A 14,850-nucleotide genomic window follows, 5' to 3' on the forward strand; every position below is an offset into this window, starting at 1 on the left:
CGTCGTGTCCGGGGGCTCGGACACAGGTGACGGATCGGGCCTTCGATCGTGACGGAATATGACTTGACTGAATGACTTGACGCGAGTTCCGCTCTGCGAAACAATGTTTTGCAAATGACAGTTGAGTGTACCATCCGATGCCACGTCCCGCACCTGCTTCCGCCCAGCCAGCCGACGCAACGCAGTCGCGCGCTTCCCGTGATTCATTGCAGTCTGTGCCGCCCATCGATGAGCGCAAGTTCGTTGTCGCGCTCGCACGCGGGCTCGATCTGCTGCGGGCGTTCAAGCCAGGCGACACGCTGCTTGGCAATCGCGATTTCGTCGAACGGACCGGCTTGCCGAAAGCGACGGTCAATCGCCTCGCGTATACGCTGACGGTGCTCGGTTACCTGCGGTTTGACGAAGCGCCCGGCAAATATGCGCTCGATGCGGGCGTGCTGTCGCTCGGTTTTGCGCTGCTCTCAGGCATCGACACACTCGAACTGGCGCGGCCGCACTTGCGCGCGTTTGCACGGGAGGTCGGCGCGGCGGTGTCGCTTGGGTGCCGCGACGGTCTCGACATGATCTATCTGGAAACCATTCGCAGCGAAACCGCGTTGACGCTAGGGCTCGCGTCCGGCTCGAAGCTGTCGATGCTGACAAGTTCGATGGGCCGTGCGTATCTGGCGGTGCAGCCGGTCGATGCGCGCGACGCGCTACTCGCCGAACTCGCGCAAGCGGCGGGCGATGTGGGCGCAGCACAGGTCCGGCAAGCGCGTGTCGAAATCGACGCGTTCGCGCACGCGGGCTGCTGTTATTCGTTTCGCGCATGGCACGACGACGTGAACGCGGTCGCAGTGCCGTTCCGTGATCCGCGCGATGGCCGGTGGCTAGTGCTCAGTTGCAGTGGGCCGGCGTCGTCGATGGGGGAGGAGGTGTTTCGCGAGCGCGTGGCGCCGCGGCTGAAAGCGCTGGCGCAACGCGTTGGCGACCCGGCGCAGCGCGATGAGCAGACGCGTGCACGGTGACGACGCGCGCTTGATCAAGCCGCTCCATCAAGCTACGGATCAAGCCGCGCTATTCTCATTGCGCACAAAAAGCGGCCCCTGCACGAACCGCACGTCGTACTGCTGCAACAGATCGAACTGCGCTTCGGTCGCGACGCGGTCAAAGATCAACGGAATGCGAAGGCGATTCGCATAACCGACCAGCGGTTTCACCATCGAATCGCGCAGCGCCGCGCCCGCGTCCATCTTGATGAAGTCGAGACGCGCCATATCGGACACCGACAAAATCTGCCCGGCATTCGGCAGATTGCCCGCGACCTTGAAGCCGTAATGCTGGTAGCTCTTCGTCAGGTAACCGAGAAACGTGCGATGCGCGACGGCAGCCGGCGGCAACTCGATCACGATGCGCGACGGATTCAGCCCGAACGAGATCAGTACGGTTGAAAAGTGCCGTCCATGGTCATAGCGCACGCTCTTCAACAGCCGTTCATGCACACGCAGAAACAGCAACCCATGTCGCTGCGCGCCGAAGAAATTGATTGCATGCATCCCGCGTGACATGCGGTCGAGCGCGACCAGTTCCTGATCGTCGGTGACATGCTCGAACGGATCGAAGGTATCGACTTGCGCGCCGTCCAGCAGCTGCGTGACCGCCTGGAAGCCGAGTTCGTCGCCGAAACGGTCCGCGCTTTGCGGCGCCGATGACAGCGACTGCGCGAGCGCATGCACGCTGATATCGAAGATCGGTTCATAGCAACTGCCGATCTCCAGCTTCGCGTAATGCGCGACCGCGCTGTCACGATGCATGCCGCTGCCCATACGCAAATGCTCACGAAGGAAGGGATGCGTCGATGCGCGGTCAACGAGTTGGGGAATGTTCAACGGGATCATTGTGGCGTAGGGGGGGCGATCGGGCGCGCTCGAATGGTGCGGCATGCACCGCATTCTTCGATGGTAGCAGCGGGCGCGAAATCGCGACCAACCAAATGCTGATATCGATTCACGCGGCCACATACACACCAGGGTTTACGTTGATTTCACTAATCGTAATTGGTTTTACTATTCGGAACTACCGGTTGGTCAAACTGGTTGGTCAATGGAGAACTCCGAATGAACACATCGACGCGCCTCGCGAGCGACGCGTACCAGTCCGGCTTCGCGAACGAATTCGCCACGCAAGCGCTGCCCGGCGCCCTACCGCACGGCCGCAATTCGCCGCAGCGCGCGCCTTATGGGCTTTACACGGAGCAGTTGTCGGGCACCGCGTTCACCGCGCCGCGCGGCCACAACCGGCGTTCGTGGCTATATCGAATCCGCCCGGCCGCAATGCACCGGCCGTTCACGCCATTGCCGTCCGGGCATCTGGTCGCGAACTTCGCCGGCGTGCCGCCGACTCCGCCGAACCAGCTGCGCTGGGACCCGCTACCGATGCCGTCCACGCCGACGGACTTTATCGACGGTTGGGTGACGTTCGCGGGCAACGGCGCCGCGGATGCGATGAACGGCTGCGCGATTCATCTGTACGCCGCGAACCGGTCGATGCAGGACCGCTACTTCTACAGCGCCGACGGTGAGTTGCTGATCGTGCCGCAGCAGGGGCGTCTCGCGATTGCGACCGAGTTTGGCCAGCTGGACGTGGCGCCGTACGAGATCGCGGTGATTCCGCGCGGCGTGCGCTTCACGGTCGCGCTGCCGGATGGCGACGCGCGCGGCTATATCTGTGAGAACTTCGGCACGCTGTTGAGGCTGCCGGACCTCGGGCCGATCGGCTCGAACGGACTCGCGAACCCGCGCGATTTCCTGACGCCGCATGCCGCGTATGAAGACCGCGAAGGTGCATTCGAACTGGTCGCGAAACTGAACGGCCAGCTGTGGCGCGCGGACATCGGTCACTCACCGCTCGACGTCGTCGCGTGGCATGGCAACTACGCGCCGTACAAGTACGACTTGCGGCACTTCAACACGATCGGCTCGATCAGCTATGACCATCCGGATCCGTCGATCTTCCTGGTGCTGCACGCGCCAAGCGATACGCCGGGCGTCGACACGCTCGACTTCGTGATCTTCCCGCCGCGCTGGCTCGCGGCCGAGGAGACGTTCCGTCCGCCGTGGTTCCACCGCAATGTCGCGAGCGAGTTTATGGGACTGGTGCATGGCGTGTACGACGCGAAGGCGGAGGGTTTCGTGCCGGGCGGCGCGAGCCTGCATAACTGCATGTCGGGGCACGGCCCGGACGCCGAAACGTTCGAGAGGGCGTCGCACAGCGATACGTCGAAGCCCCATAAAGTGGCCGACACGATGGCCTTCATGTTCGAATGCCGCACGCTGATCCGGCCGACGCGCTTCGCACTCGAGAGCGCGCAGCTACAGGCGAATTACGCGGAATGCTGGCAAGGCCTGCAAAAACATTTCAATCCGGAGCAACGATGAGCATCGATAGCGCGCTTCAGTCGACACTCGATGCATCGCGCAAAAGCTGGGTCGACACGGCAGACGACCCGGCCTGCGATTTCCCGATCCAGAATCTGCCGTTCGGCATCTTCAGCGATACGCGCGATCGTTCGCCGCGCGCGGGCGTCGCGATCGGCGATCGGATCGTCGACCTCGCCGTGCTTGAACAGGCGGGGCTCCTCGCGTTGCCGGCGCAGCCCAACGCGACAAACGACCGTCGCAGTGTGTTCGCGCGCGATTCGCTGAACGCATTTATCGCACTCGGCCGCGATGCGTGGCGCAGCGTGCGCGTGCAATTGAGCGCGCTGCTTGCGCGCGATAACCCGCGCTTGCGCGACGACGCGGCACTCAACGCGCGAGCGCTCGCGCGCCTGGCCGACGCGACGCTGCATCTGCCCGTGGACATTCCCGGCTACACCGATTTCTACTCGTCGAAGGAACACGCGACCAACGTCGGCTCGATGTTTCGCGACCCGGAAAAGGCGCTGCTGCCGAACTGGCTGGAGATGCCGATCGGCTACAACGGACGTGCGTCGTCGGTGGTCGTGAGCGGCACGCCGGTGCGGCGGCCCAATGGCCAGATCAAGCTGCCGGATGCGCCGCGGCCGGTATTTGGCGCATGCCGCAAGCTCGATATCGAGCTGGAGACGGGTTTTATCGTCGGACGCGGCAATGCGCTGGGTGAGCCGATCGCGTGCGCGCACGCGGAAACGCACATCTTCGGCATGGTGCTGCTCAACGACTGGAGTGCGCGCGATATCCAGCAATGGGAATACGTGCCCCTCGGCCCGTTCAACTCGAAGACCTTCGCGACGACGATCTCGCCATGGATCGTCACGCTCGATGCGCTCGAGCCGTTTCGCGTCGCGCAGCCGGTCCAGCAGCCGGTGCCGCTCGACTATCTGCGCCACGATGGCAAGCACGCCTTCGATATCGAGCTCGAAGTCCGCTTGCGGCCGCAACGCGCGCGCCGCACGACGACGATCGCCCGCACGAACTTTCGCCATATGTACTGGACAATGGCGCAGCAGCTCGCGCATCACACGGTGTCGGGCTGCAATACGCGGGTCGGCGATCTGATGGGCTCGGGAACGATCAGCGGCGCTGCTGGAGATGCGTTCGGCAGCCTGCTCGAACTGACGTGGAATGGGAAGAATCCGCTCGAACTCGATGAAGGCGGCACCCGCACGTTTATCGAAGATGGCGACGAGCTGACGCTAGCGGGCTGGTGTCAGGGCGATGGTTATCGTGTGGGGTTCGGCACGTGCGTCGGCGAGGTGTTGCCGGCACGCGAGTGAAGCGACCTGCCGATGGGCGCGCGTGCGCAGTGTCGTGTTGCGATGACTTATTGCAACGCGCCTACCGTGGCGCGCCGCTTTTCCCACCAGGCACCGCCGAGAAACGAAAGCGCGCTCGCCAGCAGCACGCCGATCAGCGCGTCGTTGCCGACGCGTTTCATCAGCGCGCCGGCGACGAGCGGGCCGGCGAAGCTCGCCACGCTCCACGACGCACCCACGATCGAGCTTGCGGATACCAGCGCGGCGCCGCGAAAGCGCTCGCCGCACGCGACGAGCGACAGCGTATAGACCGCACCGGCCGCCGCGCCCAGAACATATAGCAGCGGCCAGCACAGCCACGGGTTGGCGACCGCCCATGGCAGCAGCGCGAGCAGCAGCACGACGACCAGCGCCGCGCCGATATGCACGCGTTCGCGGCCGAGATGGTCCGCGAGCCAGCCGATCGGAAATTGCAGCGTCGTATCGCCAAGCAGAATCGCCGATGCGAACAGCACGGCGACGCCCGGAGTGAAACCATGCGCAATGCCAAAGAGCGGAATCAGCGACAGCGCGAGCGTATCGAACAGCGCGAAGAAGCCGGTGCCAAGCACCAGTGCCGGCATACGCGGCAGCACCTGCCGCCAGTTCGCATGCGATTCATGATCCCCTGAGATGCGCGATGTCGTGCGGATCGCCGCGAGCATTGGCAGCGCGAGCAGAAAAATCGCGCCGCACGCGATAAAGCGCCAGCCGGCGAACGGCGCGATGCGGCTCACGAGCACCGGACCGGCCATCTGGAAAAGCGTGAAATTGGTCGCGTAGATGGCGATTACCCGGCCGCGCGACGCATCGTCGGCAAGCTGGTTCACCCATGCTTCACCGACCGTGAACAGCAGCATCAGCGCGACGCCGCATATGATGCGCAATACGCCCCACACCCACAGGTTGACGGTAAATTGCATCAGCGCGGTTGCGAGCGCGACCGCGAGCACCGCGCTGACGATCACCTGACGGCCGCTGAAGCGAGCGGCGATGCGGCTCGCCAGCGGCACGACGATCAGGCCGCCGCCCGCCTGTGCGGCCGTCAGCAGGCCGACGACGTCGGTGCCGTAGCCGGCATCGGTGAGCGCGAGCGCGGTGAGCGGAAGCGTCGCGCCGGTGCCCAGTCCGACTACGGCGACGCTCAGGATGAGCGCGACAAAGTCGCGGGAGAAGATCACTTTCATCGGGCGAGATGCTACTACGGCATCAAGTAAAGGCATCACCCCGGCATCGCCACCCGCTGCGCACGCCGTTCGAGCGACACCGACCACAGCGTGATCGCGACCGCGCCGGCGGCGGTCGCGACGCCGACCCACGGCAGCGAGGTCAGCGGTGCGCCCGCACCGATCGCCATTCCGCCGAGCCACGCACCGGTCGCATTGCCGAGATTGAATGCCCCCTGGTTCAGCGTCGATGCGAGATTCGGCGCGTGGCTTGCACGGTCGACAATCAACATTTGCAGCGGCGGCACGATCGCAAATGCAAGCACACCCCATACGAAGACCGTGACCAGCGCCGGAATCTCGGCATGCATCGCCGCGGCGAACACGATCAGGATTGCGACGATCGCGAGCAGGAACCCGAGCAGCGATTGCACCGGCCGCCAGTCCGCGAGCTTGCCGCCGAGCGTGCTACCGACCGTCAGCCCGAGGCCGAACAGCAACAGCACGAAGGTGACCGCGTGCGGCGTGAAGCCGGTCACGTCTTCGAGAATCGGCGTGATGTAGGTGAACGTCGAGAACAGACTGGCCGATGCGAGCACGCTGGTGCCGAGCACCATCAGCACCTGCGGATTTTTCATCACCTTGAATTCGTGCAGCAGGCTCGCCTTCTGCATGTCGATGCGCGAGGGCAGGCAGGCCGCGAGCGCGAGCGCGGCGAGCACGCCGATGCCCGTCACCGCCCAGAACGTCGCGCGCCAGCCGACCGCCTGGCCGAGCGCGGTGCCGAGCGGCACGCCGAGCACATTGGCCAGTGTGAGGCCGGTGAACATCAGCGCGATCGCCTGCGCACGGCGGTTCGGCGCAACCAGCCCCGCCGCGACCACCGAGCCGATGCCGAAAAATGCGCCGTGGCAGAACGCGGTGACGATGCGCGCGATCATCAGCACCGCATAGTTCGGCGCAACCGCGCACAGCAGGTTACCGACGATAAACACGCCGATCAGACTCATCAGCGCCTTTTTGCGCGGCATGTTCGCCACCGCGATCGCGACGATCGGCGCGCCGATCGTGACACCTAGCGCGTACGCGGAGACCAGCATGCCGGCCGCCGGAATCGACACCGCGAGATCGCGTGCGACGTCGGGCAACAGCCCCATGATGACAAATTCGGTCGTGCCGATACCGAACGCGGCAACGGCGAGAGCAAGCAGGGGCAAGGGCATGATGGGAAAACCGGCAGGCGCCGCGCTCGCGCGCATTCGGGACGAAGCGGGTCGGCGCAGGCAGGGAAAATCAGTAAGGGATTGTACCTAAGCCGAAATCCGCGCGTCAGGTAATGCCACGAGTGTTGTTTTTTGTTGAGCGTACCGAGACGTCAATCGTCCGATGCATCCATCGCGCGACCATGCCGCCCGGCGCCGCCGGCAAAACGCGCGGCGAGCGCGGCGCCTTCGCCGAATACTGCCGGGTAGCCGCCGGCGCCTTCGCGGCGTAACGCTTCGGAGAGGTCGTCGAGCATGCTGTTTTCGTACGCCGATCGACGATCGGCGAGCAGCGCGGCCTGCGGCAGCGCGGCCAGTTCCGCGGCGAGCCGCTCAGCCGCGGCGCGCGCGGCGCCGTCATCGACCACGCGGTTCGCGAGCCCAAACGCCAGTGCTTCTTCGGCGCTGACCGCGCGCCCGGTCAGAATCAGATCGAGGGCGCGCGACAAGCCGATCAACCGAGGCAGACGGATCGTGCCGCCGTCGATCAGCGGAATACCGACGCGCCGGCAAAACACGCCGAGCACCGCCGAGCGTTCGACGATTCGCAGGTCGCACAGCGCCGCGAGCTCGAGTCCGCCCGCGACCGCGTAACCGGCTATCGCCGCGATGACCGGCTTTGCGAACGGCGTACGCGTCGGGCCCATCGGGCCGGGTCCGCTGCCGTCCGGATGCAGTTCGTTGCGACGAGCGTCGTCGTTGATCGCAGTGAGGTCCGCGCCCGCGCAGAACGTTCCGCCCGCACCAAACAGTACCGCCGCGCGCCACGCGGCGTTGCTTTCGACATGCGCGAACGCTTCGGACAATGCATGCGCAGTCGGCCGGTCGACGGCATTGCGGCGCTCGGGACGATCGAGAATAATCGTTGCGACTGCATCGATCGCTTCGATCCGAACATGCTCGCCGAATGTTTCGATCGTCATCATCGTCTCCTGGCACATGACACGCATAGCGTGTGCGACTGTGCTCGAAAAACCACAGATGCATACTGAACCGCTTGCGTTGCTGACACGCGGTTTTCACAATCGACTCGTAGCGTAACCTGCTTTACGAGCCGGTTTTAGGCGCTGTTCAAGCGTTTGCCAGCATGTTGAAGCGACCCAAAATCTGGCGCGTTCCCCGCCGTCTGTTTTCATCTGAAGCCGTCGATGTCGAACTCAGCACTGCCCGCATGTGAATCTGTCTGGGTCGTTCAACTGAACGATCACGAATCGTACGACCATGTTCGCCTGAAGCGGATTTTCTCCTGCGACGGTACCCGTCATGAAGTCGTGCTCGTCGATGCGCGCAAGCTGCTGTTGTGCGCGGACCGCGACGATACCGACTACGTGTTGCGTCCGGTGCACGAATGGCATCCGGGCAAGATGCGCGGCATTCGCGAGTTTCTCGATCCTGACAACACGCGTATTCCGGAAATGCCGTATGTCACGGTGTCGTCGCGCCGCGCGCCCGGCCTGATCGGCTGGCTTCGTCTCGAGCATGAAGGTGTGGTCGCGTTTCGCAATGGCCAGCATCGCGCGCGTTATCTCGCGTCGGCGGGCGCGCGATGGTTTCCAGTCGAAGTGCATGAACGCGAGGCCGCGCTGCTGCGGCAATATTGCGGTGCGCCCGATGACGCACGCACCGCGCTGCGTCCGAGCAGGACGGTCCCGCCAGGCGCCGATCATGCGGACGACGACGAGCACGCAGACGATGACACGCCGCCCGGACGCAACCCCGTGCGCGCGTGTCACGACGACGCGCGCAGCGGCTTGTAAGCGGGCATCAGCCGCGCGCCGGCCGATGCTCGATCACGTTGCGCGGCACGCCGTCACTCCACGCTTTCACATTGCCGAGCGTCGTCTGCGCGATCTCGTTCATTGCCTCACGCGTAAAGAACGCCTGGTGCGCGGTCACGATCACATTCGGAAACATCAGGAGCCGCGCGAGCACATCGTCCTGTAGCGGCGTATCGGAGTGGTCTTCGAAAAAGAGACCGCCTTCCTCTTCATACACGTCGAGCCCGAGGTGACCGAGTTGCCCGCTCTTTAGCGCGCCGACCAGCGCATTGCTTTCGACCAGGCCGCCGCGTCCGGTGTTGATCAGCATCGCGCCACGCTTCATCTTCGCGAGCGCCACCGCATCGATCATATGGTAGGTGGACGGCAGCAGCGGGCAATGCAGGCTCACGATGTCCGCGCTTGCGAGCAGCGTATCGAGCGGCAGGTATTGGGCACCGATCGCGAGTAGATCGGCGGCCGGCGGGCCCGGATCGAACGCGACCACCTGCATTCCGAAGCCCGCCATGATGCGGCCGAACGTGCGGCCGATCACGCCGGTGCCGATCACGCCGACGGTCTTGCCATGCAGATCGAAACCGAGCAGACCGGTCAGCGAAAAGTCGCCCTCGCGCGTGCGTGCGACCGCGCGCGGCAGACGGCGGTTCAGCGCGAGGATCAGGCCGACCGCGTGCTCGGCGACCGCATACGGCGAGTACGCCGGGACATGCAGCACCGGTAGCCCGACGCGCGCGGCGGCCGCGAGATCGACATGATTGAAGCCCGCCGAACGCAGCGCGATCAGTTGTGTGCCGCCGGCGTGCAGTTGTTCGAGCACGGCCGCGTCGACAGTGTCGTTGACGAATGGACAGACGATCTCATAGCCGTGCGCAAGAATCGCGGTCTCGCTGTCGAGGTAGGACTCCTGGAAGTGCAGTTCGTAATGAAACGACGCGTTGGCTTCGGTAAACGTATCGCGGTCGTATTGGCGGCTGCTGAACAGGATCATGCGCATCTCGGCTCCCCCAAAGAACGCGCGCCGTTCCGCGCGGTGGGCCTTTACTGGCGAATCATCACGCATGCGCAACGACGTGCAGGTCAGCCAGTATCGCACCATGCGCCGCCATCGCGCGACGCATGTACCTTGGCTGCACTGTCAAAAAACTTGCACATTCGGGCGGATCGGAGAATGATCGGACCGATGCGGTAAAAGCGGGCAATAGCGGCCCGCCGGCAGCACGCCGGCGGGTTTGTTTTTACCGCCGCTGGTTCGCCGCCGCCGACTGTCTTTGCGTTACTGCCGATCTGACAGTTCGCGGTCCGGTGTCCGCGGTCCGTTGTTCCCGGTCCTTTGTCGTTTCGCACGCCGATCGTTGTCCCCGTTCTTGTTGCTCCTCAGTCTTCTGTTCTGTTAATCGATCATGCCAACTGCCACGTCTACCGCCCCGTCCACTGTCCCGTGTCCCGAAGTCGAATCGCTTGACGCGATCCTTCCCGAAGAACCGCTGCTGATGATGGGCGCCGGCCCCGTGCCGATTCCCGCGGCGGTTGCAAAGGCGAATGCGATCGTGATCAATCACCTCGGCGGCACGATGGCGAAGGTGGTCGGGCAGGTGAAGACGATGGCGCGCTACGTGTTCCAGACCAACTCGAAGTGGGTGCTCGGCGTCGCGGGTCCGGGCTCCGCCGCGATGGAGATGGCAATTTCGAACCTCGCGTGGCCCGGCACGCGGATGCTCAGCATCAAGAACGGTTTCTTTAGCGAGCGGATGGCCGAGATGGGCCGCCGCATCGGCGCGCAAGTGTCGCTGCTCGAAGTGCCGGACCGCACCGTCGCGAGCCTCGAAGAAGTCGCCGAGGCGATCCGCCGCGAGCGTCCCGAAGTCGTCACGATCGTGCAGGGCGAGACGTCGAACACGGTGTGGAATCACCATCTGCAGCAGATTGCCGCGCTCGCGAAAGCGGCTGGCGCGCTGGTGATCGTCGATGCGGTTTGCACGCTGAGCACGATGCCGCTCGATATGGATGCGTGGGGCATCGATGCGGTGATCACCGGCGGGCAGAAAGGCTTGTCGTCCATTCCGGGCGTGTCGCTGATCGCATTCTCCGATGCTGCGTGGGAGCGCGTGAAGTCGCGCCAGCATGCGAATGCGCATTGGTGCCTCGATGCGTCGCTGGCCGAGAACTTCTGGCACAACGCCGGCTATCACTACACCGCGCCGGTGTCGGGCGTGCTCGCCTTGCACGAGGCGCTGCGGCTCGTATGCGCGGAGACGCTCGAGAAGCGTTTCGCACGGCATCTGAAATGCTCGCATGCGCTGCAGGAGTCCATTACCGCGATGGGCCTGCAACTCTATGCGCCTCAGGAATGCCGGCTCAACTCGGTGATCGGTATCGAGGTACCGGAGTCGTTAAGCCCCGGCGATATTTGTGGACACATCTCGCGCCATCATCAGGTCGAGATCTCCGGCTCGTTCGGCTTGCCGATCGTTCGGATCGGACAGATGGGCGAGCAGTGCCGCGCACATAACCTGTTCCGCACCGTGCATGCGTTTGGCCGGACGATGGTCGACCTCGGCGTGGCCGTCGATTTGCCGGCGGGTGTCGCCGCGCTGGAAAAATCGCTGTCGAACGGCTCGAAGGCCGATGCGCGCGTGAATTGATTTGCGTCTTGCGAGCGCGCTACCTTAGCGGAACAGGGCGGCGGTGCGCGCCGCCCGACTGCCGGATCAAACCGCCGCCGAAGGCCCTGTCACACGCGCGTGGCGCTGGTAAAGAACGGTTGTAAGCGCAATCGCCGCGGCGGCCGCGACGGCCGCGAACAGATACACCGACCCATAGCCAAACTGACCGGCGATATACCCTGCGAGCGGCCCGGTCACGCCAAGCGACAAATCGAGGAACACCGAGTACGCGGACAATGCCGCGCCGCGACTTGCCGGCGGCACGAGCCCGACGGCCTCGACGCCGAGCGCCGGAAACACCAGCGCGAAACCGAAGCCGGTCAGCGCGGCGCCGGCCAGCGCGACATGCGGCACCGGCGCGAGCCACAGCATCAGCAGGCCGGCACATTCGAGCGAAAACGACACGATCGCCACGCGAAATCCGCCGTACGTCGCGATCGTGTTCGCGAACAGCAGTCGCGCGCCGATAAACATCGTGCCGAACAGCGTCAGCGACAGCGCCGCGTTCGGCCAGTGCCGCGCCGCATAGAACAGCGTGATAAAGGTGGCGATCGAGCCGAAGCCCACCGAGCCGAGCGCAAGCCCGAGACCGTGCGGCAGCACGCGCGCGAACACGCTGCGATACGACATCCGTTCACCATGCACCAGCGGTACCGCGGCGACGAGTCGCGCGAGCGCATAGCCGCCCGCGGCGAGCACGATCACCGCGACGCCGAGCGCGGCGAAACCGATGTGGCGCGCGATCACGACGCCGAGCGGGGCGCCGATCGCGAGCGCGCCGTAGGTGGCGATGCCGTTCCATGAAATGACGCGCGCATTGTTGGTGGTGCCGACCCGGCCGATGCCCCACAGGATCGCACCGGTGCCGCACAGGCTTTCGCCGACGCCGAGCACGAGGCGGCTCGCCACCAGCAACGTGAGACTCAACGCGGGCCAGTGCCCGGTCAACGCGGCGAGCAACAGCCCGACGCCGCTTATGCCTGATGCAATCAATCCGTTCGACACGGTTTTCCTGGGCCCGAGCGTATCGGCCGAGCGGCCGGCGAGCGCGCGCGAAGCCAGCGTCGCGAGGTACTGCACGCTAATCGCAAGACCGGCGACCACCGCGCTGAAGCCGAGGTCGCCGTGCACGTAGCCCGGCAGCACGGCGAGCGGAATACCGATATTCAGATAACAAACGAACGTGAAAAAGACGACCGGGATGATTCGCACCGTGGTCGCAAATTCATTTCGCGGTGAGCCTGGTGACGCGGAGTCGGCGGACATGGGGAAAACGAGACTTGAAAACGGCAGAAGTGCGTGATTCTCCCATGAACGGGGTCCGCTTGCAGCGGCTGCTTAAAAATACCGGGGACAAAAACGAGTGCCGGATCGCGTCCCGCGGACGCATGCGGGGTTGGCATCATCCGGCGTGAATGACACAAAAGGCATACTTTCAGCGCAAACGGACCAAAACAGACGTCACGACATAGGCGCGCACCCATGTTTCGCTATCTCAATATCGTTCCGGCGATATGAGCTGCATGTAAATCGCGCTATGGGTTGCCGGGACTGGCGGTGATAGCTTTCGAACCATCCCCCGCCGGATTTAACCGCGCTGCTCGCGCGGGGCGAGAACAACCGCCAGAGACACAAAACTCGAGCACGATTCCAGAGGTACAACCGCAGAGGTACAACCCATGACCCAGCCGATCCGTTTCTATCACCGCAACGCAATCCGCGAAATCAGCGACGCGCCGGTCACGCGCACCGTCCTGCAATACCTGCGCGAGGATGCGCGTTGCACCGGCACCAAGGAAGGCTGCGCGGAAGGCGATTGCGGTGCGTGCACGGTGGTGGTCGGCGAGCGCGACGAACTCGGCGGCGTGCGCTTCAAGGCGGTCAACGCGTGCATCCAGTTTCTGCCGACGCTCGATGGTCGCGCGCTTTTCACCGTCGAGGACCTGCGCCAGCCGGATGGCGCGCTGCATCCGGTGCAGCAGGCGCTGGTCGAATGCCACGGCTCGCAGTGCGGGTTCTGTACGCCAGGCTTTGTGATGTCGATGTGGGCGCTGTACAAGAAGCACGGCCACGAATACCACGGCGCGAATCGCACGGTGCCGACGCGCGAAGAGCTCAGCAATGCATTGACCGGCAATCTGTGCCGTTGCACCGGCTACCGGCCGATTGTCGATGCGGCGCTGCGGATGTTCCAGTTGCCCGCACCCGCCGCGCCGGTCGATACCGCGGCGCTGTCGCGCACGCTGCTGTCGCTCGAACGCGACGCGACGTTCCAGTACGAACACTCGGGCCAGCGCTTTGCCGCGCCGCGCACCGTCGATGCGCTCGCGCAGATCAAGCAGCAACAACCGGCGACGCGCATCCTCGCCGGCAGTACCGACGTCGGCTTGTGGGTCACCAGGCAGATGCGCGAACTCGGCGACCTCGTCTATATCGGCCAGGTCGCCGACCTGCAGACTATCGAAGCAATCGACGAATGGCTGTGCATCGGCGCGGGCGTGAGCGTCGAAGCCGCGTACGCGGAACTCGCGAAGCACTACCCGGAACTGACTGAAATGTGGCTGCGCTTCGCATCGCTGCCGATCCGCAATGCAGGCACGCTCGGCGGCAATGTCGCGAACGGCTCGCCGATCGGCGATTCGATGCCGGGGCTGATCGCGCTGGGCGCTCGCGTCGTGCTGCGCGGCGGCGAGCTCGAGCGCGAACTGCCGCTCGAAGACCTGTACGTCGCGTATCAAAAGAAGGATATGGCGGAGCACGAGTTCGTCGTCGCGGTGAAGGTGCCGACGCGCACCGGCACGCGCGCAAACCTGCGGTTTCGCACGTACAAGATTTCGAAGCGCTTCGATTCCGATATCTCCGCGGTCTGCGCCGCGTTCTCGTTTATCGCGGACGGCGACGCGATCCGCGAGCCGCGCATTGCGTTCGGCGGGATGGCCGCGACTCCAAAGCGCGCGGCCCACGCGGAAAGCGTGTTGCAGGACGCTGACTGGCACGAAGCGACCGTGCGGGCGGCGATGCTCGCGCTTGCGAAAGACTACGCGCCGCTCTCCGATATGCGCGCAACCGATGCATACCGGCTTGAGGCTGCGAAGAACACGCTGTACCGCTTCTGGCTTGAAACGCGGTCGCACGACCCGCTGCCGAAGCAGGCGCTCGACGTGCGTGCGGTCGAAGCTGCGTGTGCGCAAGCCGCCGCGGCTGCCGCATAGCGCGGCCGTGCAGCGC

Annotated in this window: 12 protein-coding genes; 6 read left to right on the top strand and 6 right to left on the bottom strand. The window is 64.6% G+C overall.

Annotated elements, in window-relative coordinates:
• Positions 1 to 215 precede the first annotated feature (215 nt).
• Positions 216 to 1,007: an IclR family transcriptional regulator gene (locus BX592_RS26525; protein ID WP_243849740.1), complete on the top strand. Its 792-nt coding sequence runs from the start codon at positions 216 to 218 to the stop codon at positions 1,005 to 1,007.
• Positions 1,008 to 1,046: 39 nt separating this feature from the next.
• On the opposite strand, the gene BX592_RS26530 is transcribed toward BX592_RS26525, so the two are convergent.
• The gene (locus BX592_RS26530) at positions 1,047 to 1,877 is read right to left on the bottom strand and encodes an EAL domain-containing protein (RefSeq protein ID WP_134196248.1); all 831 of its coding nucleotides are present in this window, start codon (positions 1,875 to 1,877) and stop codon (positions 1,047 to 1,049) included.
• A gap of 219 nt (positions 1,878 to 2,096) precedes the next feature.
• Between BX592_RS26530 and hmgA the strand changes: the two genes are divergently transcribed.
• Together hmgA and fahA are read left to right on the top strand one after the other, a co-directional pair.
• Positions 2,097 to 3,416 (top strand): homogentisate 1,2-dioxygenase, encoded by a 1,320-nt coding sequence (hmgA, locus tag BX592_RS26535; protein WP_134196250.1) that lies wholly within the window; start codon positions 2,097 to 2,099, stop codon positions 3,414 to 3,416.
• On the top strand, positions 3,413 to 4,735 hold the full coding sequence (fahA, locus tag BX592_RS26540) for a fumarylacetoacetase (protein WP_166676475.1): 1,323 nt from the start codon (positions 3,413 to 3,415) through the stop codon (positions 4,733 to 4,735). Before hmgA ends, fahA begins: the two co-directional genes overlap by 4 nt.
• A 47-nt stretch (positions 4,736 to 4,782) precedes the next feature.
• Here fahA and BX592_RS26545 read toward each other — a convergent pair whose 3' ends face one another.
• From BX592_RS26545 to BX592_RS26555, 3 genes are all read right to left on the bottom strand, one after another.
• Complete coding sequence (locus tag BX592_RS26545; RefSeq protein WP_134196254.1) at positions 4,783 to 5,940, bottom strand: MFS transporter; 1,158 nt, start codon at positions 5,938 to 5,940, stop codon at positions 4,783 to 4,785.
• A gap of 35 nt (positions 5,941 to 5,975) precedes the next feature.
• Complete coding sequence (locus tag BX592_RS26550) at positions 5,976 to 7,142, bottom strand: MFS transporter (RefSeq protein WP_134196256.1); 1,167 nt, start codon at positions 7,140 to 7,142, stop codon at positions 5,976 to 5,978.
• Between the two features lie 152 nt (positions 7,143 to 7,294).
• Complete coding sequence (locus tag BX592_RS26555; RefSeq protein WP_377681487.1) at positions 7,295 to 8,104, bottom strand: crotonase/enoyl-CoA hydratase family protein; 810 nt, start codon at positions 8,102 to 8,104, stop codon at positions 7,295 to 7,297.
• A gap of 225 nt (positions 8,105 to 8,329) precedes the next feature.
• On the opposite strand from BX592_RS26555, the gene BX592_RS26560 reads away from it, so the two are divergent.
• A complete protein-coding gene (locus BX592_RS26560; RefSeq protein WP_243849741.1) occupies positions 8,330 to 8,938 on the top strand; it encodes a plasmid fertility inhibition factor family protein in 609 nt (202 codons plus the stop codon).
• A 7-nt stretch (positions 8,939 to 8,945) separates the two neighbouring features.
• On the opposite strand, the gene BX592_RS26565 is transcribed toward BX592_RS26560, so the two are convergent.
• Positions 8,946 to 9,953, bottom strand: a complete 1,008-nt coding sequence (locus tag BX592_RS26565; RefSeq protein WP_134196259.1) for a 2-hydroxyacid dehydrogenase — start codon at positions 9,951 to 9,953, stop codon at positions 8,946 to 8,948.
• A gap of 406 nt (positions 9,954 to 10,359) precedes the next feature.
• Here BX592_RS26565 and BX592_RS26570 point away from each other — a divergent pair, with 406 nt between their 5' ends.
• Positions 10,360 to 11,601: a pyridoxal-phosphate-dependent aminotransferase family protein gene (locus BX592_RS26570; RefSeq protein ID WP_134196261.1), complete on the top strand. Its 1,242-nt coding sequence runs from the start codon at positions 10,360 to 10,362 to the stop codon at positions 11,599 to 11,601.
• Positions 11,602 to 11,667: 66 nt separating this feature from the next.
• On the opposite strand, the gene BX592_RS26575 is transcribed toward BX592_RS26570, so the two are convergent.
• Positions 11,668 to 12,888 carry an MFS transporter gene (locus BX592_RS26575; RefSeq protein WP_134196263.1) on the bottom strand — a complete coding sequence of 407 codons (1,221 nt, stop codon included), beginning with the start codon at positions 12,886 to 12,888 and terminating at the stop codon, positions 11,668 to 11,670.
• A gap of 413 nt (positions 12,889 to 13,301) precedes the next feature.
• Here BX592_RS26575 and xdhA point away from each other — a divergent pair, with 413 nt between their 5' ends.
• Positions 13,302 to 14,834 carry a xanthine dehydrogenase small subunit gene (gene xdhA / locus BX592_RS26580; protein ID WP_134196265.1) on the top strand — a complete coding sequence of 511 codons (1,533 nt, stop codon included), beginning with the start codon at positions 13,302 to 13,304 and terminating at the stop codon, positions 14,832 to 14,834.
• Positions 14,835 to 14,850 lie beyond the last annotated feature (16 nt).

It is taken from the genome of Paraburkholderia rhizosphaerae (genome assembly GCF_004366595.1).
Classification (GTDB): domain Bacteria; phylum Pseudomonadota; class Gammaproteobacteria; order Burkholderiales; family Burkholderiaceae; genus Paraburkholderia; species Paraburkholderia rhizosphaerae.

Coding starts and splice junctions, on each gene's coding strand:
- BX592_RS26550 (WP_134196256.1), bottom strand. CDS start 7,142: ATGCCCTTGCCCCTGCTTGCTCTCGCCGTTGCCGCGTTCGGTATCGGC.
- hmgA (WP_134196250.1), top strand. CDS start 2,097: ATGAACACATCGACGCGCCTCGCGAGCGACGCGTACCAGTCCGGCTTC.
- BX592_RS26555 (WP_377681487.1), bottom strand. CDS start 8,104: ATGACGATCGAAACATTCGGCGAGCATGTTCGGATCGAAGCGATCGAT.
- BX592_RS26570 (WP_134196261.1), top strand. CDS start 10,360: ATGCCAACTGCCACGTCTACCGCCCCGTCCACTGTCCCGTGTCCCGAA.
- BX592_RS26575 (WP_134196263.1), bottom strand. CDS start 12,888: ATGTCCGCCGACTCCGCGTCACCAGGCTCACCGCGAAATGAATTTGCG.
- fahA (WP_166676475.1), top strand. CDS start 3,413: ATGAGCATCGATAGCGCGCTTCAGTCGACACTCGATGCATCGCGCAAA.
- BX592_RS26560 (WP_243849741.1), top strand. CDS start 8,330: ATGTCGAACTCAGCACTGCCCGCATGTGAATCTGTCTGGGTCGTTCAA.
- BX592_RS26565 (WP_134196259.1), bottom strand. CDS start 9,953: ATGCGCATGATCCTGTTCAGCAGCCGCCAATACGACCGCGATACGTTT.
- BX592_RS26545 (WP_134196254.1), bottom strand. CDS start 5,940: ATGAAAGTGATCTTCTCCCGCGACTTTGTCGCGCTCATCCTGAGCGTC.
- xdhA (WP_134196265.1), top strand. CDS start 13,302: ATGACCCAGCCGATCCGTTTCTATCACCGCAACGCAATCCGCGAAATC.
- BX592_RS26530 (WP_134196248.1), bottom strand. CDS start 1,877: ATGATCCCGTTGAACATTCCCCAACTCGTTGACCGCGCATCGACGCAT.